Origin of the sequence: Rhizobium sp. NPDC092011 (genome assembly GCF_044756305.1) — a bacterium.
In the GTDB taxonomy this organism is placed as follows: domain Bacteria; phylum Pseudomonadota; class Alphaproteobacteria; order Rhizobiales; family Rhizobiaceae; genus Rhizobium.
In genome coordinates this window covers 24,146-49,101 of sequence record NZ_JBIVSO010000019.1, presented here as the reverse complement: position 1 = coordinate 49,101, position 24,956 = coordinate 24,146, and the positions used below count along the sequence as shown (strand labels likewise).

Here is a 24,956-nt window from a genome sequence, read left to right as displayed (position 1 = left end):
AAGCGACTACCGGGGACTGCAAAACGCACGGGACGATATCCCCATTGCCATCGCGCGGAACAGCGTTGAGATCGTCCAACATAGCGCTCCACCATCGTGCCCTCGGAAGAACGTCGCCACCGCACGGTTCAAGCACGAGAGCAACAGGCGCTAAGATTCAGTCAAATTATCTAGGATTGCAATAAAATTCAACACAACCAAAAAAATCCACCCATAGGCGAGCCCGTACGCTCGCGTCTGGCAACATGGATGACCAAAGGCACCACAGGAGAACAAAACCGCGTCCTTGGTCATCTATGGGCGAAAATACAATCTAAAGATACGGCCATATTGAAACGCAATCATATATTGCGCAACAATGGTCGTTCGTAGCCGATCGCCTCCATATCGCCGGGTAAGCCAGATCTATTGGCATTTGGCTCACACCTCCTTGCAAGACGTGTCGCCAATTTTATGACCCTGTCCTCGAAGAGGGGAGGCCGTCCCGCCCGCATTAACGAACCCGGGAATACAGGTAACCGTCCCTCGGCTCGCTCGAGACATTTGGATGTGAAAGATATCGGCGGAGCAGGGCATCCTGCGTCATTCCCGCATTCCGCATCACCGCGGCCGAGGCGATGTTCTCGATATCGCATGCCGCCTCTGTGCGGTATATTTTCGGATGAGAAAGCGCGTGCGCAACGGACCAGCTTGCCACCTCGCTTGCAACACCCTGTCCCCAATGGTCCTTGCGAACCAGCCAGCCATAGGAGACCCTCGATCCGGATGAACGCGCGTGGATACTTCCGATCAGCTCGCCTGGCGCTTCCCGTCGGCAAATCACCGCTGGAAAGCTGGAAGTACCTTCCCAGTCCCGATGAAACTGCTCGGTGGTTTCGCGCGTTTGCGCAAGATCTGTATGCGGTTGCCAGGTAAGGTATTTGGTCACGTCGGGATCCGCGGCCCAGCCGGCAAAAACCGCTTCAGCGTCGGAAGGCTGAATCCGTCTTACGAGAAAGCGCTCCGTCATGAATTCTTCCGGTGGCCGATATGTTGCGTTCATTCCTCACTCCTTGGCTGCTGAGGAACGGGTGCCGTCGTCAGCAGAAAATCAATCCTCTTCGCGCGATCCGCGCCTTCATCGGCGTGTCGCCGGCAATGCCAAGATACATCGTCACTGCAAGCCGTGTCCTCCCCGTTCTCTCTGCCCGCTTCGACGATACCGCGAGAACAGATAGCTTCGAGGTTTCCTGATCGACCCGTCATCCCACGCGATCTCATGCGTCGACCGGGGAGTTATTCCCAGCGTAAGCTCGTTGTCAAAGAGGAGTAATCCATGGATCCCCCCGCGTCTCGCTTGAGGATAAGGTGCTCTCAAAGGGGCGCTAACACCGACCCCGGCATGGAGCACGCTTTCTACGAACGGCTGCAATTACGGACCCGATCGGGAATGGTTTTACCACTTTATTGAAGGTGGTTACGAAGATATCGTCCACGTTGATATTCAGGTCGAAACGCCCAGTCAGCGTGAACTTATCCGAACAGCACTCAGGAAAGTTCATGTGCCGGGCGAGGAAACGCCTGAAGGCTTTCGCGTGTTCGGCTATCTTCACAATGGCCGAAGCGTCGACTACATTTTAAGCTTGTGCGCTGGACTGCACGAGCCCCGGCCCTAGCCTCGTGCTTCACCGGGGCTTGCCTGATGGAGCAATTCGGAACAGGCTCCCACCAGATCCTCAAACCGATGCAACAAAACATCCGGCGCAAGCTCCACCGCCGGGATTTCAGTGTAGCCGAAACTGACAAGGATCAACGGCACTCCGGCAGCTCTCGCGCACCGGGCGTCAGCTTCAGCATCGCCGACCATGATGCTACGACTGATTTCGCCGCCCACGGCCGATATGGCCTCGATTAGGTGCGCTGCGGCAGGCTTGCTCGCCGAAACGGCATCAATGCCCACAACGTCTGCGAACAACTCAATCATGTCGAGTTCGCACAACAAGCGGCGAGCGAGAGCGGTCGGCTTGTTGGTGCAGACCACCAACGTGACGCCGGCTGCCCTCAGTGTCTTCAAAGCTGTGATTGCGCCCGGGAATGGTTTGCTTTCGTCGGCAATGTGGGCGGCATAATAGTTGATAAAGCGCTCAAATAGGACGGAGGTTCGATCACCAGGATCTCCAGCGCCGGCAGCGGCAAGACCCGATTGTAACAACCAACGAGCGCCGCGGCTCACGAAAGGCCGGCTCCTGGCGTAATCCAGCGGCCTAACCCCCTCGTCGATCAAGACAGCATTCACAGCCCCGATCACATCGACTGCCGATTCCACAAGAGTTCCGTCGAGGTCGAAGGCAACGGTCGCGCCGTTGAGGACGGTACAGTCGGTCACAGCCAGGTTCCTTTTAAGCTTGGGATTTTCGACCTCGCGCCTATAGAGCGACAAGCCTGATCGAACAATTTCCGTTTGAGCTGATCACCAAGCTCCCACACGCAAATCCTTCTCTTTCCATCAGCCAATCGTATGGTTCAATGCTCATCCGGAAGGGGCAAGCCTCTGCCGATCATGCGTCGAGCAACCCCCCAATGCTGTTGGCATGGGCGAGGGTCAAGTTAAGTTGTTGCTATCGTAACAACTGTTACTCCTTGTGCCACTCATTTCCCATAGACTCCATCAGCGAGTCCGAAAAGCGTGCGCTCGAGATTGAGCCTTCCATCCATGGCGCGATCGACCATGGCCCGGAAATAGCCGCCAGGCCTCGAGATCAGATCAGGGTTACGGATGGACTTCTCGAGTACCGTGGTTAGGATTGCGCTCGCTGTATAAATGCCGACCTTCGCCCGACCATCCGCCCAGCCAGCTTCCGAAAGTCCAACGACACGCCTCAGCGCCTCTCCAGATCTTGCAAGCGACGACCAAGAGCTGAACTCCGCGCCGATCAGGGACTGTGCCTCACGGCATGCCGTTTGAATTAAGCCGATTGAGACAGCGGCTAGGACGTGAGCCTGCACAGATTCGCTAGCATCCAGCTGAACAGCAGAAACCGGCGCTTGCTCTTTGGCACTGATTTCGCCCGGCTTTTTTTCGAAAGCCATTTCGGCAGCTTTGCTGCCGTTATCATTTATGTCTCGCTTGTCAGAGCGAGTCTCTGTTTGTCTACTATCAGATTTAGATTCTGGGGTAGTATTAATATAAGGGGTGACGGTAATGTCACCCTCGCATGCCATTTTGAGGTCTTCAGCTTGTGCGCCAATCTGTTCGACGGTGCTTTTGTGTAGGTCCCTAAGCCGCTGTGCGTGTTCCTCAAGCGAGATATTTGCAGAGTTCAACTCGCTCACATGCAGACGCAAACTGGCCTCCTGTTCGGGAAAGGCTCTGGAAATATCTTCGAGCGCCCGTGCCAGCCTCTTGATGTCTCTTTTCGCGGCAAGTTCTCTATTCAGCTTGGCATGATACTCCTCAACGGCAAGCTTGAGCTCTGAAGCCCTCACCCGCGCCGGCGTGAAATCAATTCCGAAACCGGCACTGATCTCGCCACTATCGTTGCGATAGATGAAGCGTCGCCCCGTCGAACTGTCGCGATAGGCGGCAATCCCGGCTTCCACCAATCTGCGAACACAGCGGATGACCGTACGCTCGGATCGCATGGTAAATTCCGCGAGCTTTGCATTGGAGATGGCGACGATCGGGCGGCTTGCGCCTTTCCAGTCATCGGCTCGTGAAAGGCCAAGCAGAATATCCAGGACGTGGTAAGTCGTACCATCGATACCAAGGACGGGAGCCGCCTTCTTCAAAAGAAGCGCGATCTCAGCCTTCGCTATATCAGGTACATCATTCGCCATGGCAAGGCGCGCGCTGGCGACGATCCCAGGCGTCACGCGTCTAAAGGACGCGACAGGTGCCGTTTCGGTCATAGCTTTCCTGCTGCAGCCGAAAACGGCTACAGTCCCACATATCGTTGTGAGGAAGCCAACGAAGGCAGGACACAAAAAAGCATCCCTGTGCTGACAGAGGCTTGATTATGTGCCGTGACCGTCTTAGAATCAGATTGCTGAAAACTGATGCTTACGGTTCGATTTCGTTCCGTTGGCTAATGGATCAAGGGTCTGCCGATTGCAGTCGGCGGGCCCTTCTTCATTTCTCCGGCTATTCCATCTTGGAACCCTCTTCCCGCTTAGCCTGAAATTCTGCCACCAAATCCGGCAATCGCTTCAGCAGCCATGTCGAGAGGCCGGGAATGCGGTTGTTCGGAATCGATATGTTCGTCTTCGTGTCCGTCTGGGTCGCGGTAATCACCATGCCGGCGATACGCAGTTCAGTGACTATAGCTGTCTGCCTCTCGCGCTCACCCAATGCCCCGAAGACAAGGGCAAAGCGTTGATCGCTATCACTCTCTGCCCAGCTTTGAGCTTGAACGACAGGTTCAATCGCTTTGGCCTGAGCGCTGGACAGCACTCTGTTCTCGATCAGAGAACCGAGTTTTTCCCATTTCGGCCTTCCTGTGGAAGGGGCCGCACCGATAAGACGAACCAGATCCTCCGGTATCAGAGAGGCGATGTTGGTAAGGATCGAGATATAGGCGAGCCTCTTGCCCTCGTTGCGTCCGAGCGCTTCCGAAATCGTCTCTCTGGAGAAGCCTTTCTCCTTCAATGCGAGCGCAAAGATCGCTTGCTCGATGAATGAGAGATTGAGGCGCTCCGAGTTTTCGATGCCTTGGGAGACGACCAGTTCCTCGTCCGAAAGCTCGCGCACGATGGCTTTTACCGGACGTTTGAGGATCTGGCACGCTCGCAGTCTTCTATGGCCATAGGCCGCCTGATAGTGACCAGGTTTGCCCGGCAGCGGCCTCACCAGAATAGGAAGTTTCTGGCCGGCCTCGCGAATTCCTTCGACAAAGGCCTGGAAATTGCGGTCGCCCTCGATATCGAGCCGATCATTGACAAAGGACGGGACGACACGGCTCGGATCGAGCTCAATAATGGTTTCAGACGAAAGGAGCTGATCGTGAAGCCGCTTATTCTCTTCTTCGATCGAGACGAATGCACGGTCCATTGACTTGACGGCCCCTGCTCCCACCCGCCGCTTGTCGGACTCAGGCTGGGGAGGAGGGGACTGCTTGCCCAGAGCTTCCGGATCCACGTTCCCGAAGAGGCTCTTGATACGCTGGTTTCGTTCGCGCGGATTCGCCATTATCTCCCCCACACCTGCTTGATGTGATTTAAGATCTCGTGATTGACCGCATCAACGGAATCAAGGGCGCGATTGAGCGTGTCACGCCCGACGCTGCCGCGTGACATCTCGTAGAGACTTTTCTTTTCGAGACCGGCGCTTGCGATAGCGGTGGTTTCAACGACGGCGGGTGCGAGGACATCATCCTTAAACAGCGATCGCAGTAGGGTGACGATGTTGACCTGGGGGCCGTCATTGGGATTATGACGCGTAATCACGTAGCGAATGAAATCATGGCTGAGAACTCCGCCACGCTCCTCGATGACCCGCATCAAGTCGCTCATCATGGCGAGAAACTGGTTCATGCTCGCCACGTCAATCATCGCCGGATGGATCGTAATCATCAGTGCCGTGGCGGCGCAAAGCGCGCCGAGCGTCAGATAGCCAAGCTGCGGCGGCGCGTCGATCAAGACGACATCATAATCTGCCTCGACCTCGCCGATCACAGTCGCAAGCCGTCTGAAGAAAATTTCGTTGCCGCGACCATATCCTTCGGCAATCGCCTGCGGCGTCTCGTGCTCATACTCCATCAGTTCGAGATTCGCTGGAACGAGATCGATCCCGTCAAAATAGGTCTTACGAATGACCTCCCTTATCGGGCGGCGCGCCTCATCATAACGGATGGCGGCGTAGATTGTCTCGTTCTCGTCGACGTCGAATTCCGGCTGATAGCCAAACATGGCCGAGAGCGAGGCTTGCGGATCGAGATCGATGGCAAGTACCCGCAATCCCTGGATGGCGAGATAGTGTGCCAGATGGACCGTCGTGGTCGTCTTGGCCGAGCCACCTTTGAAATTGGCAACGGCAATAACCTGCAGCTTGTCGCCAGGACGTCGACGAGGCAGGAACTCCAAAGCCTCTGCCGGTCGCTTGTGCGCGAGATGCTCCCGCAACTGGTTGATCTGTGACAGTGTATAGATGCGCCGGCCATTATCCTGCCGATCAGGAATGGCACTTTCGCCATCGAGCGACATCTGCCTCAACGTGGACTCGGCGATGCCGAGCAGCGTCGCGACCTCGCGAGAGGTGTAGGTTTTCAACGTTTTGGCGGATTCGGGCTCGTAGAGACGCTCGCGAATCGACTGCAGCTGCGCAGACAGCAATTGCGACTGCCTGCTGATCTTGTCGGCGGAGGATTCCACCATGTCGGTCGATTGTAGCTTCGCGTTCATTTTTCCTCACGACGGTTTTTTTTCGATCGTCGCCAAATTTCCGTCGCCTCACAGTTAACTGATTCCGGGCTTCGGTCAAATCATAGGTGATAAACAAAGGCTTAAGGGGGAGGCGATTGCGCGATGCAAGATCACGTTTCAAGGTATATATCCGTTATATTTCAATGTGTTATAGATTTCATTAGCCGGAATCGACTATTGCGCCCTCTCTTGTGAATCAAACGGGCATTGGCTGCGACCTGAGGCTGTTGGAGGCGCTTTGAGTTGCGACTCACTCGTGAGAGCCCGACTCACCCGCATCACGCAGCCTTGATTTCGCAGCCTGGATTGCTGTTGATACGTCCCGGGTATTGCCTCGTCAGCCCCTGGCCGTCACCCGGCGTTGAAGGCCCATTTTCCATGCCGTTGCCCATCATTAACGCCGCAATAATTCATTGGCATGTCACGGCATCGACCTTAATCGGCGTGGAACTGGGCCGTGAGCAAGCCATGAGGGTGGCGGCGGAGTGCCCATGGAAAATTATTCGAATGAAACGCGAAAATCAGGATTCGTTTAGCCTGCGTCCTATCGAAGAGATTGCTACATGCTTCAACTATAGCCGAGCCGTATCGGGCAAGTTCAAGCCTGTTGTGGCTGCCGCGCAAAATGACATTTCAGGAGTTCATAATGTCGATCATTTCAGTTCGTTCGCGACTATTGGGAACAACACTCGCTTTGGGCCTTCTGCTCGGCACGTCCGCAGCCAACGCCGAAACGCCGCCGAATGTGCTTGTGGTCGCCCAGTCGATCGACGATGCCGTCAGCTTCGATCCCGCCGAAGGCTTCGAGCTGACGACGGTCCAGTCCTTCAACAATCTTTATCAGCGCCTTGTTCAGTCCAACCGTCAAGACGGCACCAAGATCGAGCCGGCTCTGGCCGCGTCCTGGGTTGCCGGGAGCGACGGCCGCAGCCTGACCTTCGAACTCGCCGACTCCAAATTTTCCTCCGGCAATCCGGTTCGCCCCGAGGACGTGATCTTCTCGCTGACCCGCGCCGTCAAGCTCAACAAATCGCCAGCCTTCATTCTCAACGAGCTCGGCTGGAAGGCGGATAATGTCGATGCTGCCATCACCAAGGTGGACGACAAGCACGTAAAGCTGACTTGGTCCGCCGATGTCGGCTCCGGTTTCGCCCTGTCGCTGCTGACGGCGCCGATCGCCTCCATCGTTGACGGGAAGGCCGTCGAGCCGCAGGCAAAAGATGGTGATCTGGGCAATGCCTGGCTGAAGACGAACTCGGCCGGTAGCGGAGCTTATACGATTGCGACCTACACGCCGCATGAAGCACTGGTGCTGCAGGCAAACGCCAATTCTGCCGACAAGCCGAAGCTTGAGAGCGTCATCATCCGCAATGTTCCCGATGTCGGCGCCCGCCGGCTTCTGGTGGAGCAGGGCGACGCCGATATCGCCCGCGGTCTCTCTGCCGACCAGATCGAAGCGCTGAAGACCAAGAGCGGCGTCAAGGTTCTGTCCGTCCCATCGGCGCGTACCGACTATATCCTCCTCAACACCAAGGCCAATCCGACGCTCGGCAATCCCGCCTTCTGGGAAGCTGCCCGCTACCTCGTCGATTATGACGGTATCGCCAAGAACCTGCTTCGCGGCCAAAGCTCGGTCCATCAGGCCTTCCTGCCGGTTGGCTTTCCGGGTGCGCTGACAGATAAGCCCTTCAAGCTCGACGTCGAAAAGGCCAAGAAGGTCCTCGCCGATGCCGGCATCAAGACACCTTTCAAGGTCGAATTCATCGTCTTCAACGACCAGCCGTTCCTGTCAATTGCACAGTCGCTGCAATCGACCTTCGCGCAGGCCGGCATCACGCTCGATATCCAGCCGGGTGTCGCAAGCGACATCTATGCGCGCGGCCGTTCCGGCAAGTTCGAGATGACGCTGCGCTACTGGATCCCGGATTATTTCGACCCGCATTCTAATGCCAGCGCCTTTGCCATCAACAAGGACAACTCCGCCAACACTGCTGCGAAATATGCCGGCTGGGTTATTCCTGAACTGACCGACGAGACGCTTTCCGCCGTCAAGGAACGGGATGCGGCCAAGCGGGTAGCCCTCTACCAGGATATTCAGAAAAAGATCCAGGCAAGCTCTCCCTTCATCTTTATGCTTCAAGGCAACGATCAGGTCGTGCTAAGCGACAAGGTGAAGAACTACGCCCAGGGCCTGAACGCTGACCAGGTCTATTACGACAAGGTGGAGAAGTAAGTGCCGCAAGCGGCAAGCCAACCCGATGCCGACATGACCAACTCCCGCCAGATGAAAGCCTGGCGGGAGTTGTCTTTCGTGCGGTCGTTTCTTTCCTGGGCCTGGTCCTTTGCGCTCACCCTTTTCGGGCTCGCTCTGGTGACCTTCGCGCTGACGCGTCTGTCGCCGATCGATCCCGCATTGCAGATGGTCGGTGACCACGCCAGCCAATCGACCTACGAGCAGGCGCGCGCCGAACTCGGGCTTGATCGGCCGCTGCCAGTACAGTTCTTCCGCTATATAGAGACCGCAGCCTCGGGCAACTTCGGCCAATCTACATCAACCGGGCAGCCGGTTGCCAAGGACATCGCACGGACCTTTCCGGCGACGATAGAGCTTGCGACCACGGCGATCATCCTCGGCTCGATCATTGGACTGGCGCTTGGGATCACCGCCGCGATGCGGCAGGGAACATGGCTCGACGGCGTCGCGCGGATCGTTTCGCTCTTCGGCTATTCGGTGCCGATCTTCTGGCTTGGCCTGTTGATGCTGCTGTTCTTTTACGCGCGGCTGCATTGGGCACCCGGACCGGGACGCGTCGATGTCCTCTTTCAATATACGGTCAAACCCGTGACCGGCTTTGCGCTCGTCGATGCGTGGCTCTCCGGCAAACAGGGTGCTTTTCGCGATGCGCTAGCGCATCTGGTGCTGCCGGCGACGGTACTCGCCTTTCATGCGCTTGCCGCCATTTCGCGGCTGACGCGGGCTGCGATCCTCACCGAGCTTGGACAGGAATATGTCACGACTGCGCGCGCCAAGGGAGCAAGCCTGTTCCGCATCGTCTTCACCCATATACTGCCGAACATATCGGGGACGCTTCTGATCGTGATCGCCCTTTCCTATGCCAGCTTGCTTGAAGGCGCGGTGCTGACCGAGACCGTATTTGCCTGGCCCGGCATCGGCCGTTATCTGACGACGGCGATGTTTGCCGGTGACATGCCGGCAATCCTCGGCGCAACGCTCGTCGTCGGCACGTCCTTCGTGCTTCTGAACGCACTGACGGATCTTGGCGTCGCGCGACTTGAGGCGGGGAAGAAGCGTTGAGCGCCATCATCCAGCATTCGCTCGACGGGCCGTCCTTCCTGCGGCGTCTCCTGCGTTCTCCGTCCGCTGCCGCCGGCGGCATCGTCGTCCTCATCATTCTTGCCGCTGCATTGTTTGCACCCTGGATCGCACCCTATGATCCCAATCTGCAGGAGACCGCCAACCGCCTGATGCCGCCAAGTGCGGCGCATTGGTTCGGTACGGACGGGTTCGGGCGCGATCTCCTGTCGCGCATGATCTATGGCGCACGGCCAACCTTGCTGCTCCTGCTGTTCGTGGTTCTTCTGATGGCGCCGCTCGGCATCATCGTCGGCGTGCTTGCGGGGTTCTTCGGCGGCATTACCGAACGCATTCTCATGCGCATTACCGATGTGGTCATGTCCTTCCCAAGGCTGTTGCTCGCCTTTGCCTTCGTCGCGATCATGGGGCCGGGACTGGTCAACGGCGCGCTGGCACTATCGCTGACGAGCTGGCCGGCCTATGCGCGCCAGGCCCGCGTGGAAACGGCAGCCCTCCGTCGCAGCGACTATCTAGCCGCCGCTGAAATGGTCGGCATCAGAGGGTTGCGGCTGCTTTACGGCCATGTCCTGCCTTTGGTGCTGCCTTCGGCAATTATCAGGCTGGCCCTTGATCTATCCGGCATCATCCTGGCCGCAGCTGGGCTCGGCTTCCTTGGCCTTGGCGTTCGACCGCCGACAGCCGAATGGGGCGCCATGGTCTCGGAGGGCACGCAGGTCATCTTCGACCAATGGTGGGTCGCGGCCGTGCCCGGTCTTGCCATTCTCATCACCTCCTTGGCCTTCAATCTTCTGGCTGACGGCTTGCGTGACATACTGGATCCGCGTCATGGCTGAAGCGCTGCTCACCGTTCAGGACCTGTCGGTCTCCTTTCCCTCCGAGGCGGGCATGGTGCGGGTCGTCAATGGCATCGATTTTACCGTCGGGCGCGAGATCGTCGCGCTCGTCGGGGAATCCGGCTCCGGCAAATCCATGACCGGGCGCGCAATCATGGGGCTGCTGCCGCGTATCGCCAAGGTCCAGGCGAAACGCCTCGCCTTCGAGGAACAGGATCTCCTGTCCCTGCCATCCTCCGGCTGGAATGCTCTGCGAGGCAGCGATATCGGCCTCGTCCTTCAGGATCCGAAATATTCGCTCAATCCCGCGCACCGGGTCGGACGTCAGGTCGAGGAGACATTGCTGCTGCATACACGGCTTTCGGCGGCTGAACGGCGCGAGCGAGCCCTCGATATGCTCGATATGGTCGGGCTTCCCGATCCGAAGCGCGTCTATTCGAGCTATCCCGCGGCGCTCTCGGGCGGGATGGGGCAGCGCGTGATGATCGCGGCGATGCTGATCAACCGCCCGAAACTGCTGATTGCCGACGAGCCGACGTCAGCACTCGACCGCGAGCTTCAAAACCAGATATTGGCGCTGCTGCGCTCGCTCACCGAGCAATTCGGCATGGGGTTGCTGCTCATCAGCCACGATCTGCAGCAGGTCGCGAGATACGCCGATCAAGTGATCGTGCTAAAGGGCGGCCGCATCGACGAAAAACTGGCCGCGACGGATCTGGCCAACGCGCAGTCGGACTATACACGCGCACTCTGGGCCGCGCGACCTTCGGCTGAAACCTACGGCACCCGCCTGCCGGTTTATGGAGCAGGCACGTGAACGCGCTTTCCGTTTCCGATCTTTCCATCACCTTTTCCGGCAGCCGCCAGGCTTTCACGGCAGTGCAGAGTGTCAGCTTCAATATCGCAAGCGGCGAGACCTTCGGCCTCATCGGCCAGTCCGGCTGCGGTAAGACAACCGTGCTGCGCGCCATTGCGGGATTGAACACCAGCTGGCAAGGCGCCATTTCCGTGTTTGGCGCAGCACTTCAGCCCGGAAAGAAGATTGTCGGCAGCCTGCGCGACAATATCCAGATGGTGTTTCAGGATCCGTATTCCTCGCTTCATCCAAGGCACACCGTTGCCCGCATTCTCGGTGAGCCATTGTCGCTGAGGGGCCGAAGGGATATCGACGGTCAGGTACGAACGGCGCTTGATCAGGTCGGCCTCCCGGCGGCGGCGAGTGGGCGCTACCCGCATCAGCTTTCCGGCGGCCAGCGGCAGCGCGTAGCCATCGCACGCGCTTTGCTGTTGCGGCCAAAACTGTTGCTTCTCGATGAGCCGACGTCCGCGCTGGACGTTTCCGTCCAGGCCGGCATCCTGAACCTTCTCAATGATCTCAAGGTGCTGCACGCCATGACTTTCGTGCTCGTCAGCCACGACCCAGGCGTCGTGGCTCATATGTGCGACCGCGCCGCGATCATGGAAAAGGGGTCCATCAAGCAGGTCCTCGATCGCGACGGCCTTTCCAGTATGCGCTAGGGCAGGGCACGGCGGGGTGCTTGATATCGATCCGCCGACGCTCTGGGCGATGATTGTCTGCGGCTCTAATGGCTGGCGCATGAGCCGGAGCGGCATGGAGAGCCTATACCCACTCGCGAAGTGGCGGCAGCGGGATAAACGCAGCACGCGCAGAGAACGGCGATTGGCCCATCATATTGCCGAGAAAGGCCACAAACCACAGGACGCGGACCTTGCCGTTTGTGCATTGCGGTATTAGTGCAATCGCGACATTGGAATTCTTGAAAGCATTTATTCATGGAAGGTGGACGCCAATCCATGCCGCCGCTCAATGCGCTTGTCGTTTTCGACAGCGCGGCCCGGCTTGGTAGCTTCTCTCGTGCAGGGCTGGAACTAGGCCTAACCCAAAGCGCCATCAGTCGTCAGATCGGCAAGCTCGAGGCCTTTATTGGCTCGAAGCTGTTCAACCGGCTTCCGCTTGGCGTGCAGCTGACCGCCATCGGCGAGACCTATGCGTCGGAGGTCAGCCGCCTTCTTGGCGATCTCAGTGCAGTTACCGACGGGCTGCGGGCGTGGACCGGCCCCCGCCAGATCACCATTGCCTGTTCGCGCGGCATTGCCGATCAGTGGTTCCTGTCGCGCGTCGCCATCTTGAAAGCGGAAATTCCCGGCATCGAAATTCGCCTGCGCGTCACGGACGATGTCGCCCATCTGCGGTTGGACGAGTTCGACCTTGCGATCTTCTATCGCAAGGAGCGCCCCATCGGCGTCAATCTCACCGTTCTCGGCCAGGAGGAGATCGTGCCTATCTCGGCGCCCGGTTCGCTCGCTCTCATGGAGCAGACGGCTCCGGTTCTGTTGGCCATCGAAGATACGATGCGCGAGTGGCAGGGCTGGCCGGAATGGTGGCGGGATGCAAAACTTGCACCGCCGGCTGGTGCGCTGGAATGGCGGCTCGGCGACTACGGCCTCTGCGTCGCCGCCGCCACGCAGGGGATCGGCATCACGCTCGGCTGGACATGGCTCATCGGAGAGCAACTCGCCGCGGGCACGCTGGTTCCGGTTCACGATCATGTCATGCGATCCGGAGCCTATTTCTATCTGATGCGCCCGGCGGACCGGCATCAACGCAAGATCGTCCGCGAAGTGTCCGATTGGCTGATTGCCAGCAATGCACCCCTGTGACCTTAGAGGATCACAGGAAAATGATCGGGCCCAGCGAATGGGCCCAATGCTTGTCGTCGTCTCACTGCTGCGTTGCGCGCCGGCGTGAAATCATGCGGAAACGCGCATATCCAACCACGGTAATTATCAGCCAGGCGACCTGCGAGATCAGCGAGCCCAGGTTGAAATTCCACATCAGCGAATAAATGAGCGCAACGCCGCCCGCGACGTTGAGCACGGTGACCAAGAAATCGTCAACCGTCAAAATGCGCAGTTGAAGCAACGCATAAGCCGTCAAATAGAAGGCGGCTCCCAAAAGGCCGACAATGTCGGGCATACCCATTTCGAACTCCAGGATCATCCAAATTCAAAAAGGCAGGTTGTGCTTCTCTTCCGAAATGCGCCCCCTGCCGTCACGTTTGCGACGCTCCTTTATTCCTGTTCTGGCAAATGCCAAGCCATGCATTTTGCATGGGGCCATGCACAAAAGTCATACCTAAAAATCGGGAGTCTGCCCTTGAACATGGGGCCTGCGGTAAGATACCCACCAGAAAAATCCTATGAGCTATGAATTAAACACAGGGGTAACGAATGCTCGAGCACAAAAACCAGTTTCAATTGACGCGCCGTTCTTTCATGTCGGGTGCGGCCGGCTTTGGTCTTGCCGCCGTCGGCGGCATGAGCGGGCTGATCACGTCGTCCGCTCATGCCGCAAGCGAGGGGACGCCGAAGAAGGGTGGTTTGCTGAAGCTCGGTATTGGTGGCGGCAGCACCACGGACAATTTCGACCCGCGTCTTCTGAAGGACTGGGTACCCGTCAACCAGGCTTACATGCTGATGAACGGCCTTGTCGAAATCGACGCCAACAACAAGGCCGTGCCTGAACTTTTCGAAAGCTGGGAACCGTCGGCGGACGCCAAGGAATGGACGTTCAAGGTCCGCCAGGGCGTGACCTTCCACAATGGCAAGACGCTCGATGCCGATGACGTCCTCTACTCCATCAATCTGCACCGCGGTGAAACCTCATCCGGCGCGCGGTCGCTCGCCTCGGAATTTACCGATGTTGCCAAGGTCGATGCCGGCACGATCAAGATCACGCTGAAGAGCGGCAATGCCGATCTGCCCTATGTCCTGTCCGACTATCATTTCCTCGTCGTTCCGAAGGATTGGACCGATTTCAACAAGCCTGTCGGCACCGGCCCCTTCGTCTATGAAAGCTTCCAGCCGGGAGTTCGTGCGCGCTTCAAGCGCAATGAAAGCTATTGGAAGCCGAACACGGCCTGGGTTGATGCGGTCGAGGTCATCGTCATCAACGATGTGTCGGCCCGCACCAATGCGATGATGTCCGGCCAGGTCCATGCGATCAACCAGCTGGACTTCAAGACGGTCGATCTGTTGAAGCGCAATCCGAACCTCAATATCGTCCAGTCCGCCGGCGGTCAGCACTTCTCCTTCCTGATGGATTGCACGCAGGCGCCGTTTACCGACAACAACATCCGGCTTGCCTTGAAATACGCGATCGATCGCGAGCAGCTTCTGAAGACGGCGCTACGCGGCTATGGTCGCCTCGGCAACGACAATCCGATCCCAAGCACCGATCCATTCTTCGACGCCGCTCTGCCGCAGCGTGCTTATGATCCCGAAAAGGCGAAGTACTACTTGAAGCAGGCTGGCATGACGTCGCTCAAGATCCAGCTTTCTGCCTCCGACGCGGCCTTTACCGGCGCGGTCGACGCGGCGGCCATCGTCCGCACCGCCGCCGCCAAATCGGGCATCGAGATCGGCATCAAGCGCGAACCGGCCGACGGCTACTGGGACAATGTCTGGATGAAGGCGCCGTTCTGCATGTCCTATCGCGGCGGTCGTCCGACCGCAGACCAGGCTCTGAGCGTCGCTTATGTTTCCAATGCCTCGCAGAACGACACCCATTGGAAGAGCGCCGATTTCGACGCGAAGCTGCTGGAAGCCCGCGCCTCGCTCGATCAGGCGAAGCGCAGGGAAATCTATGCCGAGCTGCAGGCCATGCTCAGCAATGATGGCGGCGCGCTCATTCCGATGTTCGGTGACTATCTCGACGCCACCTCCAAGAAGCTGAAGGGTGTGACCACCCATCCGATGTTCAATCTGATGGGTGCACGCCTCGCTGAAAAAGTCTGGCTGGAAGCTTAAATGACTGTTCTTATCCTGAAGCGTGTGGGGCTCGGGCTCCTCACGCTGTTCCTGGTGTCGGCGTTGATTTTCGCCGGCACCCAGATCCTGCCCGGCGATGTCGCCTCGGCCATTCTCGGCCAGAATGCGACGCCCGAAGCGCTCGCGACCCTGCGCGAAAGCCTCGGTCTCAATCAACCGCTCCTCACGCGTTACATTTCATGGCTGACAGGTTTCCTGACCGGGGATCTCGGCACATCGCTTGCCAACCAGCAACCGGTGGCCGACCTGTTGTGGCCGCGCTTCTGGAACACCATGGCGCTGGCAGCCTTTGCCGGCGTCATCAGCGTGCCGCTGGCGATCTTGCTCGGCCTCCTGACGGCAGTGAAGCGCGGCGGCATATTCGATCGTGTCGTCAATATCATCGCGCTCGCCTTCGTGTCGCTGCCGGAATATTTCCTCGGCCTGCTGCTGATCCTCTTCCTGTCGATCCGTTTCAATCTGCTTCCGAGCCTTGCGGACACCTATGACGGGATGACCTTCCTTGAGTGGATACAGGCAACGGCACTTCCCGCGCTGACGCTTGTTCTCGTCACCGTCGCGCAGATGATGCGCATGACCCGCACGGCCGTGCTGTCGGTGATGGATCAGGCCTACGTCGAAACCGCCTATCTGAAGGGCCTGCGAACCAAGCGTGTCGTGGTCAAACATGCGCTTCCAAATGCGGCCGCGCCGATCGTCAATGTCGTGGCATTCAACATCGCCTACCTGATCACGGGCGTCGTGCTCGTCGAGGCGGTCTTCAACTACAACGGCCTTGGCCGTTTCATGGTCGATGCCGTTTCCAAGCGCGACTTGCCATTGGTCCAGGCCGCAGCCCTGGTTTTTGGTGCGGCTTACGTCATTCTCAACATCATCGCGGATGTTGCTGCCATCGCGCTTAATCCGCGTCTGAGGCATTCCCGATAGAGCCATGAAGAAATCTCTCCCCTTCACGGCTTGGCTTGGCCTTGCCATCGTTACCATTGCAATCCTTCTTTTCCTGTTCGGACCAATGATTGCGCCTCACGGCCAGGAGGAAATCGTCGGCGCGCCGTTCGATCCTCCGTCCGCAGACTTCCTGTTCGGCCTCGACCAGAATGGCCGCGACATGCTTTCGCGGCTGCTCTATGGCGCGCAGATGTCTATTGGGGTGTCGCTTGCCGCATCGCTGCTGTCGTTCGGCATCGGCGTGCCGCTCGGCTTCCTTGCCGCCATTTTCGGTGGCTGGGTCGACACCATCCTGTCGCGCATCGTTGATACCGTCATGTGCATTCCAGTGCTGATATCGGCGCTTGTCGTGCTGCAGGCGCTTGGCTCTTCGCTGCCGGTCTTGATCATCACCATCGCTGTGCTTGATTCCACGCGCGTCTTCCGCCTGGCTCGGATCGTCGCGCAAGGGGTCAATGTGCTGGAATATGCCGAAACCGCCCGTCTTCGCGGCGAGGGACTGGGCTGGCTGATCTGGCGCGAGATCCTGCCCAATACTCTGCCGCCGCTGATCGCCGAATTCGGTTTGCGCTTCTGCTTCACCTTCCTGTTCGTCGCCGGCCTGTCGTTTCTGGGTCTTGGTATCCAGCCGCCATTTGCCGACTGGGGCGGTATGGTCAAGGATAACCAGCAGGCGATCCTCTATGGGCTTTACGCACCCCTCTATCCGGCTGCCGCCATTGCGATCCTGACGGTCGGCATCAACCTCGTCGTCGATTGGCTTCTCGGCGGACGTGCAACGACGCAGGGGGCCGATCGATGAGCGATGATCTTGTACTCAAGATGACTGGCCTGGTCGTCAAGGCGCCGACGGGTGCGACGCTGGTTGATCATGTCGATGTCGAGCTGCAGCGCGGCCAGGTGCTGGGGCTGATTGGCGAGTCCGGTGCCGGCAAATCCACCATTGGGCTTGCGGCCATGGGCTATGGTCGCGGCGGCTGCAAGATTGCCGAGGGGCTGATCGTCGTCGATGGCATATCGTTGATGGAGGGAACGCGGGAGACCCGCGAGGCCATTCGCGGCGCCCGCATTGCCTATGTCGCGCAAAGTGCTGCCGCCTCCTTCAACCCGGCACACCGGATCGGCCAGCAAATCATGGAGGGGCCGCTCTATCACGGCCTCATGTCGAAAGCCGAGGCCAGGGCCTGGATGCTGGAACTGCTGCATGCCCTGCAGCTCCCCGAGCCCGAAACCTTCGCCAACCGCTATCCGCATCAGGTTTCCGGCGGTCAGCTGCAACGGGCGATGGTCGCTATGGCCATGTCCTGCCGTCCCGACATTCTGGTGCTCGACGAGCCGACGACCGCGCTTGATGTGACGACGCAGATCGAGGTGCTGGCTCTGCTGCGCAGCCTGATCCAGCGCTACCGGACGGCGGCGCTCTACATCACCCACGATCTTGCTGTCGTCGCCCAGATCGCTGACCGCATCATGGTTCTGCGTCACGGCAAGATGGTCGAACTCGGCTCCGCCGAAGACGTATTGGAAGCGCCCAAGCAGGACTATACCCGTCGCCTGGTTGCCGAACGCGAGGCAAGCATCGCCGGAGAGCAAGCCGAGCTGAAAACCGGGGACATTCTGCTCGAAGTGAAGAATGCGACGGCCTATTATGGCAAGAAGCTGGTGCTGAGCGATGTGAACTGCCATGTTCGCCGCGGCGAGACACTTGCGATCGTCGGCGAATCCGGTTCCGGAAAATCGACGCTTGCCCGCATCATTGCCGGCCTGCCGCCGCATTCGAGCGGCGTCATAAACCTTGGCGGTCAACGCCTGCCCGGCAGCTACAAGCAACGCTCGCGCGAGGAACTTCGTCGCATTCAGCTCGTCTATCAGCTCCCCGATGTCGCACTCAACCCGCGACAAACGGTCGGAGAAATCATCGGGCGTCCGATGAAATTCTATTTCGGGATGACGGAAGATCAACGCAAGGCTGAGATCGCCCGTCTCCTCGACCTCATCGGGCTGCCGACGGATTTTGCCGGTCGCCTGCCCGGAGCCCTATCCGGCGGACAGAAGCAGCGCGTCTGCATTGCCCGTGCGCTGGCCGCCAAGCCGGACCTCATCATCTGCGACGAAGTCACCTCGGCGCTCGATCCGCTGGTCGCGGAGGAAATTCTGAAACTTCTGCGCGAGCTGCAGGACGAGCTCAGCGTCTCCTATCTCTTCATTACCCATGATCTTGGTGTCGTGCGGCGTCTCGCCGATCGCACCATGGTCATGCAGAAGGGCAAGGTGGTTGAGACCGGCACGACGAAGGCCATTTTCGAACCGCCTTACGAAGCCTATACGAAACAGCTCATTACATCAGTTCCGGAGCTGCGCCGCGATTGGCTCGACGATATTCTGAAAGCGCGCGTCGCTGGCTAGCCGGCGGACGCGGCCCAAATGCCGCAGCATAGATCTTGTATTCAAATTCATTGGAACCGACCATGACCGTAAACGTCACAGAGCATTTGTGGATCACCATGAAGGACGGCACGCGCCTCGGCGCACGTCTTTGGCTGCCCGAAGGCGTCGATAAGACCCCGGTGCCGGCCGTGCTTGAATATATCCCCTATCGCAAGCGCGACGGCACGCGCGGTCGCGACGAGCCGATGCATGGCTATTTCGCCGAGAACGGCTATGCGGCCATTCGCGTCGACATGCGTGGCACCGGCGAATCCGACGGACACATGGCGGACGAGTATATCCAGCAGGAGCAGGACGATGCGCTCGAAGTCATCGCCTGGATCGCCGAACAGGCCTGGTGCGACGGCAATGTCGGCATGATGGGCAAGAGCTGGGGCGGTTTCAACGGCCTTCAGGTTGCCGCATGCCGCCCGCCCGCCTTGAAGGCAATCATCACCGCCTATTCGACCGACAATCGTTTCACCGACGATATCCACTATATGGGCGGACTGCTGCTCAACGACAATCTGTGGTGGGGTACGATCATGCTCGCCTACCAGTCGCGGCCCCTCGACCCTGAGATCGTCGGCGCCGGATGGCGCGATGCATGGATCGAGCGCCTGGAGCGCCTGCCGTTCTTCCCGGCGCTCTGGCTGGAACACCAGCACTATGACGAATATTGGAAGCACGGCTCGATCTGCGAAGACTGGTCGGCGATCCAGTGCCCGGTTCTCGCCATCGGCGCCTGGAGCGACAGCTATACGAATGCCGTATCGCGGCTTCTCGAAGGCTTGCAGGTTCCCTCCCGCGGCATCATCGGACCATGGGGCCACATCTATCCGCAGGACGGCGTACCGGGTCCGGCAATCGGTTTCCTCCAGGAGGCAGTCCGCTGGTGGGATCAGTGGCTGAAGGGCAAGGACACCGGCGTCATGGACGAGCCGAAGCTGCGCGCCTATCTCTGCGACACGATCGAGCCGACCGGCACCCGCACCTTCACCAACGGTCGCTGGGTCGGCGAGGCGGAATGGCCGTCGACATCGATTGCGTCGAAAACCTTCGCACTCGGCGCTGACTATTCCCTCGGCAACGCCGGCGCAATCTCTATGCCGCTTTCGATTTCATCCCCCAACAGCCATGGCAAGGCCGGTGGCGAATGGATGGGGACGGGCTGCGTCGGCGAACATCCGACCGACCAGCGTCTCGACGATGGCGGTTCGCTCAACTTCGACACGGCGGTCCTTGCCGAAGATCTCGATATTCTCGGTGCGCCGGTCGCGCGGCTGACATTCAGCGTCGACCAGCCGGTCGCTCAGGTGTCGTTGCGTCTGAGCGATATCCTTCCGGATGGTCGCGTGACGCGCGTCAGCTATCAGGTTTTCAACCTCAACCACATTCATGGCCACGACAGGCCCGACATGCTGGTGCCTGGCAAGACCTATGAGATTGCGATCAAGCTCAATGATTGCGGCTACAGCTTCAAGAAGGGGCACCGCATTCGGCTTTCTGTTGCCACCGGCTACTGGCCGATGGTCTGGCCGTCGCCGAAGCGCGTCACGCTTACGCTCGACACGGGCGCCTCAGCTCTCGATCTGCCCGTACGCCCGCACTCGGGCAACAAGGATGAAGTCGCGTTCGAAAAACCGGCCCATGGCCCCACGACGCCGATTACCCAGCTCGATGCCGGCAGCGTGCGCCGCTGGAGCGAGCAGGACCATGTGACCGGCGAAACGCTCTACGTGACGGAAGGCATCGGTGGTCTTTTCGGCGAAGGCGTCTTGCGCTTCGACGATATCGGCACCGAACTGAGCCACAGTCTGAAGCGCGAGCTCCGCGTGCGCGACGATGACCCGCTTTCCGCCTCCTATATTCTGACCCAGCAATATCGCATGGGACGCGAAGGCTGGATGGTCGATATCGACAGTACGACCAGCATGCACTCCGACGCGGAGAATTTTCATATTTCCGGCAGGCTGACCGCGAAGGAGAATGGCGCGGTCGTCAAGACCCGCGAATGGAACCAAACCATCCCGCGCGATCATCTCTAATGACAGGCCGTTGAGAGCCGCTCCAGTGCTGAAAGCCTGGGGTGGCTTTCAATATCATGACTTGGCTTGCTGCATCAGCTGAGTGCTTCCCGAGTTTCTGCATCACAAACCGCGCATAGAAGTTGACCGGATGCGGCGATGAAAAGAGCGCTTTAGGGACGGCTTGCCGGCAGCCACAAAGCCGCCGCCCACCGGCCAGCGGACCGCCGTGCTATTGCCCCATAGAAAACATTTGACGGTCGCATTGTCGACAGATCGTTCCTCAACCCTAATGGACGGCGACATCACTACGATATGCCGCCATTCGCTCTACGCCGTCAAAGAGGTGTTTTACCAGCACCATCGAAGAGGAATTGAGATGATCAATCGCTATATCCCCACCGCATCGTTGGCAGTCGCTGCCTTGAGCCTGATGTTTATTGGCAATTCGGCTTCTGCACAGCAGGCAGCGCAAGACAAGCAACCAAATCAAGTGCAAACGAGCAGCGGCAAGACTGCCGCACCCGTCAGCGATCAAAAAATCGATGCCTTCACTGTCGCCTATCTCAAGGTGGACAAGATCAAGCAGGACTATTCGGCCAAGATAGGCGCAACTGCCGATCCCGCCGCCAAGCAACAGCTTCAGGCAGAGGCAAGCAAGCAGATGGCGCAGTCTGTTCAGACCTCTCCGGACATGTCGCTGGACGAATACAACGCCATTCTAACGGCCGCAAAGAAGGATCCGGCGCTCGTTAAGAAAGTCCAGGACAAGATCCAGAAAACTGCACCTGCACAGCAATAGGCGGCACAACCACCGTACAAATAGATCACTGATGGCGGCGCCAAGTCCCCAATCTTGGCGCAGCGCCATCGGCAGCTTTCATCACAGTGGCGATGGGTCGGCACCGCCCGCCGCAAGCCAGCTTGTCGAGGTGTGGCTCGGCCTGCCTTCAGCATTACGACCTGCAAAATCAAGACCCGCGAATATTGTTTGCCGAGCTGCGCGGCTAACCCTTGATCCCGGCTGACAGCATGATGGCGCGGATGATCTGCCTTTGGAAGAGAAGGTAAAGAATGGCGACGGGAAGACCGGCCAGAACCGCAGCCGCCATGTCCTTGGCGAAGCGTACGCCGAAGACGTCCTTCACCTGGGTGATGCCGACGGGGATGGTGATTGTGGCATCCGACGTCGCAACCAGGAACGGCCAGAGGAAATTGTTCCATGCCGCGATGAAGGTCGTGATACCGAGAGCGGTCATGACACCCCAATTCATCGGCACATAGATCTTCCAAAGCGTCGTCAAATGCCCGGCATTGTCGAGCATCGCCGCCTCGCGAAACTCCTTGGGGATCTGATCGAAGAACTGCTTGAGAATGATGATCACGGATGGGACGACCAATTGCGGCAGCACGATGCCGCCCCAGCTGTTGATCAGACCGAATGTATTCATCAGCACGAAATGATTGATGATGAGCGCTTCAGCCGGCACCATCACCGAGGCGATCAGCGCGCCATAGATCAGGCGTCTTCCGGGAAACTGAATCTGACTGAGCGCATAGGCGCAGCAGACGCTCATCGCCAGCACCACGATCGCGATGATCGCCGATGTGCCAACCGAGTTGATATACCATTGCACGATGCTCGAATGCGCAATCACGTAGCGATAGGGCTCAATTGTCGGCGCCGAGGGGAGGAGCGACGTGGTTCGGCTCACCACTTCGGTATCGGATTTGAGCGAGGTTACGATCGCCCAGTAAAGGGGAAAGAACCAGATCAGCGCCCCGAAGAGGGTCAGCGCCGTAAGCCCGCGGCTCACCCATTTGCCCGAGGCAACACTTCTGGTCGCCAGTGTCAGACCTGCCTGCTGATCAATCGTCGAAATGCTCATTTTTCGCCTCGCGCGCGCAGGAACTGATATTGAAGGACGGAGGCAACCAGGATGATGACGAACAGGATGGTGGCGACCGCGGCACCTTCGCCGCCCTTGTTCTGTTTGAAGGCGAGGTCGTAGATGACGGTCATGACCACGGATTGCGCATCAGCCGGCGTATGGGCGAAGTAGCCGAGCAGGTAGGGCTGCGCAAAGATCTTGAACTGTGCAATCAGCTGCAGCGTCAGCACCAATGCCGTCACCGGCCAGATCAGCGGCCAGGTAATTTTCGAAAACACCCGCCAGCGGCTGGCATTGTCAAGTGCAGCGGCCTCATAGACATCGGGCGAGATACTACGCAGCGCGGCGAGAAAAAGCAGGATGTTGAAGCCGATCGTCCACCAGATGGTGACGACAGCGACCGACGGCATGAAATAGGAGGGAGCGCGCAGCACCGGTAGCGGCCGACCGCCGGTAAACAGGCCGATAAGGTTCTGGAGGACGCCATATTGCATGTTTGCAATCCAGGTCCAGATCTGCGTCACGACGGAAACCGGCAGGATCGACGGAAGAAAGAAGCAGGCCAGCACCAGCATCTGTATCCGCCCGCTCAAGCGGTTGACGCCGATCGCGATGGCAAGCGCGAGCAGCGTGCCCGGGACGACGGTCAGAACGATGAAATACAGTGTGTTCAGCAGCGCTTTTTGCAGTTGCGGCGACGACAATTGGCGCATGTAATTGTCGAGACCCACCCAGTCGCCGGGGCCGATCAGCGGCGCGTTGGTCAGGCTCATCGCCACCATCCGCCAAGTCGGATAGGCAAAGATCACTAGGAATGCGATAACCGCCGGTGCGACCAGCAGCGCTGCAATCACATTGTCCCGCTTCCTGTTGCTGACTGCGGCCATCCATCACCTATTTCGCTATGCGGTCCCGGGGCAGGGAGGAGCCCCGGGACCGTCGAAGAAAACCGTCACTGAGAGTTCATGTGATCGCGGAACTTCTCAAGCGTTTCCTTCACATCTCCTTCGCCATTCAGCGGGCCGGATGCCATGTTCTGCCAGTCGTCGTCGAACTTGGACGCAGCACCGGTGAGCGGCGTCTTCGGCATATAGAAGGCGTTGAGCGCCATGGCGGCATAGTCCGCCTGCGGCTTGAGCGCCTTGTATGCGTCGGACGTGTTGACGGGCAGATAGGCCGGAATATGGCCGGCAGCGGCCCATTCCAGTGAGTTTACATTCATCCAATGGATGACTTCGAGGACCGCGGCGCGCTTCTCCGGCGTCATCGTCACCCCGACATTGTTGGGGATCACGAAGGAATGCGAGTCCGACCAGTTGGCGGGCTTGCCCATCCAGGCGGGTATATTGACCATACCATAATCGAAACCGTTGCCCTTGGCCTTCTCGGTTTCCATGGTCGGCAGTTCCCAGTTGCCGTTGAGGAAGAAGGCGGATTGGCCGGCGAGGAAGGTCGGCGTGATGGTTTCGGAATCGATATAGGGTTGGGCCCAGCCTTGCTTCACCCAATCGGCGACCTCGTTATAGGCCTTCTCCATCTTGTCGAGATTGTCCCCTTGCAGGAACTTGCCATTTCCGGTCAATTCGCCGCCGAGTTGGCCAAACAGCGTGTAGATATCGCGCAGGTCGCCATTGGACGATGCGATGACGACGCCGTTCTTGCCGGCTGTTTTGGCCTTGGCAAGCAGCGCGCGCCAGCCATCCAGCGTGTCGATGCCGGCGGGTTTGCCGTCAGGCCCCAAGGCGCCGAGTTCCTTCAGCACGTTCTTGTTGTAGTAAAGCACCTCTCCATGCACGTCGAAGGGAACGGCATAGCGGACCTTGTCGACCGTCGAGGCGGCGATTGCGTTCGGCGGATAGTCGCTATCCTTCAGCCCGACAGCTTCGAGTTCCTTCGGATCTATGGGAGAGACGGTCTTGGCGGACACCGCACCCGCCAGACGCGACAGGTGGTAGGTCGCGATGTCAGGTCCTTGGCCGACGGCCGCCGATGTCTGCAGCTTGGTATAATAGGGAACACCCCATTCGAGAGTGGTTCCCTTGATCTGGATCTTGTCCTTGTGCTCGTCGTTAAAGCGCTGGATGAGCGCTTTCATCCGCACGCCGTCACCTCCGGACAGAAAGTCCCACCAAACGACATTTTCGACTGCGAAGGCCGGAAAGGCCGTCATGACGGCTATCGCTGCGATCGATGCTTTTAACAGATTTCGCATTTTCACTCCTCCAGACTGATCGGTTCCCTATTA

General features: G+C 58.8%; 21 protein-coding genes. 12 read left to right on the top strand and 9 right to left on the bottom strand.

Features of this window, described 5'->3' with window-relative positions; translation table 11 throughout:
• Window positions 1–493 precede the first annotated feature (493 nt).
• The 5 genes from ACIQJ2_RS34485 to repA form a co-directional block, all read right to left on the bottom strand.
• A complete protein-coding gene (locus ACIQJ2_RS34485; RefSeq protein WP_199150381.1) occupies window positions 494–1,042 on the bottom strand; it encodes a GNAT family N-acetyltransferase in 549 nt (182 codons plus the stop codon).
• Window positions 1,043–1,651: 609 nt separating this feature from the next.
• A complete protein-coding gene (locus ACIQJ2_RS34480; protein ID WP_400676596.1) occupies window positions 1,652–2,365 on the bottom strand; it encodes an HAD family hydrolase in 714 nt (237 codons plus the stop codon).
• A gap of 263 nt (window positions 2,366–2,628) precedes the next feature.
• Window positions 2,629–3,888, bottom strand: a complete 1,260-nt coding sequence (gene repC / locus ACIQJ2_RS34475; RefSeq protein WP_400676598.1) for a plasmid replication protein RepC — start codon at window positions 3,886–3,888, stop codon at window positions 2,629–2,631.
• Between the two features lie 232 nt (window positions 3,889–4,120).
• Window positions 4,121–5,164 carry a plasmid partitioning protein RepB gene (gene repB, locus ACIQJ2_RS34470; RefSeq protein ID WP_400676600.1) on the bottom strand — a complete coding sequence of 348 codons (1,044 nt, stop codon included), beginning with the start codon at window positions 5,162–5,164 and terminating at the stop codon, window positions 4,121–4,123.
• Window positions 5,164–6,375, bottom strand: coding sequence for a plasmid partitioning protein RepA (repA, locus tag ACIQJ2_RS34465; RefSeq protein ID WP_400676602.1), 1,212 nt, complete (start codon window positions 6,373–6,375; stop codon window positions 5,164–5,166). Before repA ends, repB begins: the two co-directional genes overlap by 1 nt.
• A gap of 667 nt (window positions 6,376–7,042) precedes the next feature.
• Here repA and ACIQJ2_RS34460 point away from each other — a divergent pair.
• The 6 genes from ACIQJ2_RS34460 to ACIQJ2_RS34435 all read left to right on the top strand — a co-directional run bounded on the left by ACIQJ2_RS34460 (window position 7,043) and on the right by ACIQJ2_RS34435 (window position 13,248).
• Window positions 7,043–8,629, top strand: coding sequence for an ABC transporter substrate-binding protein (locus ACIQJ2_RS34460; protein ID WP_400676604.1), 1,587 nt, complete (start codon window positions 7,043–7,045; stop codon window positions 8,627–8,629).
• A gap of 33 nt (window positions 8,630–8,662) precedes the next feature.
• Window positions 8,663–9,712, top strand: a complete 1,050-nt coding sequence (locus tag ACIQJ2_RS34455; protein ID WP_210379099.1) for an ABC transporter permease — start codon at window positions 8,663–8,665, stop codon at window positions 9,710–9,712.
• A complete protein-coding gene (locus tag ACIQJ2_RS34450; protein WP_400676606.1) occupies window positions 9,709–10,566 on the top strand; it encodes an ABC transporter permease in 858 nt (285 codons plus the stop codon). The genes ACIQJ2_RS34455 and ACIQJ2_RS34450 overlap by 4 nt, the downstream gene beginning before the upstream one ends.
• Window positions 10,559–11,383 carry an ATP-binding cassette domain-containing protein gene (locus ACIQJ2_RS34445; RefSeq protein ID WP_400676608.1) on the top strand — a complete coding sequence of 275 codons (825 nt, stop codon included), beginning with the start codon at window positions 10,559–10,561 and terminating at the stop codon, window positions 11,381–11,383. Before ACIQJ2_RS34450 ends, ACIQJ2_RS34445 begins: the two co-directional genes overlap by 8 nt.
• Entirely contained in the window at window positions 11,380–12,084 is a 705-nt protein-coding gene (locus ACIQJ2_RS34440) for an ABC transporter ATP-binding protein (RefSeq protein WP_400676610.1), read from the top strand. The genes ACIQJ2_RS34445 and ACIQJ2_RS34440 overlap by 4 nt, the downstream gene beginning before the upstream one ends.
• Window positions 12,085–12,360: 276 nt before the next feature.
• Entirely contained in the window at window positions 12,361–13,248 is an 888-nt protein-coding gene (locus tag ACIQJ2_RS34435) for a LysR substrate-binding domain-containing protein (protein ID WP_199150371.1), read from the top strand.
• 61 nt (window positions 13,249–13,309) lie between these two features.
• Here ACIQJ2_RS34435 and ACIQJ2_RS34430 read toward each other — a convergent pair whose 3' ends face one another.
• On the bottom strand, window positions 13,310–13,570 hold the full coding sequence (locus ACIQJ2_RS34430) for a cyclic nucleotide-binding protein (protein ID WP_400676613.1): 261 nt from the start codon (window positions 13,568–13,570) through the stop codon (window positions 13,310–13,312).
• 248 nt (window positions 13,571–13,818) lie between these two features.
• Between ACIQJ2_RS34430 and ACIQJ2_RS34425 the strand changes: the two genes are divergently transcribed.
• The 6 genes from ACIQJ2_RS34425 (at window position 13,819) to ACIQJ2_RS34400 (ending at window position 21,621) form a co-directional block, all read left to right on the top strand.
• Window positions 13,819–15,396 (top strand): ABC transporter substrate-binding protein, encoded by a 1,578-nt coding sequence (locus ACIQJ2_RS34425; protein WP_400676615.1) that lies wholly within the window; start codon window positions 13,819–13,821, stop codon window positions 15,394–15,396.
• Window positions 15,397–16,344, top strand: a complete 948-nt coding sequence (locus tag ACIQJ2_RS34420) for an ABC transporter permease (RefSeq protein WP_400676617.1) — start codon at window positions 15,397–15,399, stop codon at window positions 16,342–16,344. It begins immediately after the preceding gene.
• Window positions 16,345–16,348: 4 nt separating this feature from the next.
• On the top strand, window positions 16,349–17,167 hold the full coding sequence (locus tag ACIQJ2_RS34415) for an ABC transporter permease (RefSeq protein WP_184707302.1): 819 nt from the start codon (window positions 16,349–16,351) through the stop codon (window positions 17,165–17,167).
• Window positions 17,164–18,771, top strand: coding sequence for an ABC transporter ATP-binding protein (locus ACIQJ2_RS34410; protein ID WP_400676619.1), 1,608 nt, complete (start codon window positions 17,164–17,166; stop codon window positions 18,769–18,771). The genes ACIQJ2_RS34415 and ACIQJ2_RS34410 overlap by 4 nt, the downstream gene beginning before the upstream one ends.
• Window positions 18,772–18,833: 62 nt before the next feature.
• Complete coding sequence (locus tag ACIQJ2_RS34405; protein ID WP_400676621.1) at window positions 18,834–20,840, top strand: CocE/NonD family hydrolase; 2,007 nt, start codon at window positions 18,834–18,836, stop codon at window positions 20,838–20,840.
• A gap of 358 nt (window positions 20,841–21,198) precedes the next feature.
• Window positions 21,199–21,621, top strand: coding sequence for a DUF4168 domain-containing protein (locus ACIQJ2_RS34400; RefSeq protein WP_400676623.1), 423 nt, complete (start codon window positions 21,199–21,201; stop codon window positions 21,619–21,621).
• Between the two features lie 205 nt (window positions 21,622–21,826).
• On the opposite strand, the gene ACIQJ2_RS34395 is transcribed toward ACIQJ2_RS34400, so the two are convergent.
• The 3 genes from ACIQJ2_RS34395 to ACIQJ2_RS34385 form a co-directional block, all read right to left on the bottom strand.
• Window positions 21,827–22,708 carry a carbohydrate ABC transporter permease gene (locus ACIQJ2_RS34395; protein WP_400676625.1) on the bottom strand — a complete coding sequence of 294 codons (882 nt, stop codon included), beginning with the start codon at window positions 22,706–22,708 and terminating at the stop codon, window positions 21,827–21,829.
• Window positions 22,705–23,598 carry a carbohydrate ABC transporter permease gene (locus ACIQJ2_RS34390; RefSeq protein WP_400676626.1) on the bottom strand — a complete coding sequence of 298 codons (894 nt, stop codon included), beginning with the start codon at window positions 23,596–23,598 and terminating at the stop codon, window positions 22,705–22,707. Before ACIQJ2_RS34390 ends, ACIQJ2_RS34395 begins: the two co-directional genes overlap by 4 nt.
• 65 nt (window positions 23,599–23,663) lie before the next feature.
• On the bottom strand, window positions 23,664–24,923 hold the full coding sequence (locus tag ACIQJ2_RS34385) for a hypothetical protein (protein WP_400676628.1): 1,260 nt from the start codon (window positions 24,921–24,923) through the stop codon (window positions 23,664–23,666).
• Window positions 24,924–24,956 lie beyond the last annotated feature (33 nt).

Bases quoted from the DNA above. Each gene is read 5' to 3' on its own strand.
- ACIQJ2_RS34410 (WP_400676619.1), top strand. From the start codon at position 17,164: ATGAGCGATGATCTTGTACTCAAGATGACTGGCCTGGTCGTCAAGGCG.
- ACIQJ2_RS34415 (WP_184707302.1), top strand. From the start codon at position 16,349: ATGAAGAAATCTCTCCCCTTCACGGCTTGGCTTGGCCTTGCCATCGTT.
- ACIQJ2_RS34460 (WP_400676604.1), top strand. From the start codon at position 7,043: ATGTCGATCATTTCAGTTCGTTCGCGACTATTGGGAACAACACTCGCT.
- ACIQJ2_RS34385 (WP_400676628.1), bottom strand. From the start codon at position 24,923: ATGCGAAATCTGTTAAAAGCATCGATCGCAGCGATAGCCGTCATGACG.
- repC (WP_400676598.1), bottom strand. From the start codon at position 3,888: ATGACCGAAACGGCACCTGTCGCGTCCTTTAGACGCGTGACGCCTGGG.
- ACIQJ2_RS34430 (WP_400676613.1), bottom strand. From the start codon at position 13,570: ATGGGTATGCCCGACATTGTCGGCCTTTTGGGAGCCGCCTTCTATTTG.
- repA (WP_400676602.1), bottom strand. From the start codon at position 6,375: ATGAACGCGAAGCTACAATCGACCGACATGGTGGAATCCTCCGCCGAC.
- ACIQJ2_RS34405 (WP_400676621.1), top strand. From the start codon at position 18,834: ATGACCGTAAACGTCACAGAGCATTTGTGGATCACCATGAAGGACGGC.
- ACIQJ2_RS34390 (WP_400676626.1), bottom strand. From the start codon at position 23,598: ATGGCCGCAGTCAGCAACAGGAAGCGGGACAATGTGATTGCAGCGCTG.
- ACIQJ2_RS34435 (WP_199150371.1), top strand. From the start codon at position 12,361: ATGGAAGGTGGACGCCAATCCATGCCGCCGCTCAATGCGCTTGTCGTT.
- ACIQJ2_RS34485 (WP_199150381.1), bottom strand. From the start codon at position 1,042: ATGAACGCAACATATCGGCCACCGGAAGAATTCATGACGGAGCGCTTT.
- ACIQJ2_RS34425 (WP_400676615.1), top strand. From the start codon at position 13,819: ATGCTCGAGCACAAAAACCAGTTTCAATTGACGCGCCGTTCTTTCATG.
- ACIQJ2_RS34455 (WP_210379099.1), top strand. From the start codon at position 8,663: ATGACCAACTCCCGCCAGATGAAAGCCTGGCGGGAGTTGTCTTTCGTG.
- ACIQJ2_RS34395 (WP_400676625.1), bottom strand. From the start codon at position 22,708: ATGAGCATTTCGACGATTGATCAGCAGGCAGGTCTGACACTGGCGACC.
- ACIQJ2_RS34420 (WP_400676617.1), top strand. From the start codon at position 15,397: ATGACTGTTCTTATCCTGAAGCGTGTGGGGCTCGGGCTCCTCACGCTG.
- ACIQJ2_RS34400 (WP_400676623.1), top strand. From the start codon at position 21,199: ATGATCAATCGCTATATCCCCACCGCATCGTTGGCAGTCGCTGCCTTG.
- ACIQJ2_RS34445 (WP_400676608.1), top strand. From the start codon at position 10,559: ATGGCTGAAGCGCTGCTCACCGTTCAGGACCTGTCGGTCTCCTTTCCC.
- repB (WP_400676600.1), bottom strand. From the start codon at position 5,164: ATGGCGAATCCGCGCGAACGAAACCAGCGTATCAAGAGCCTCTTCGGG.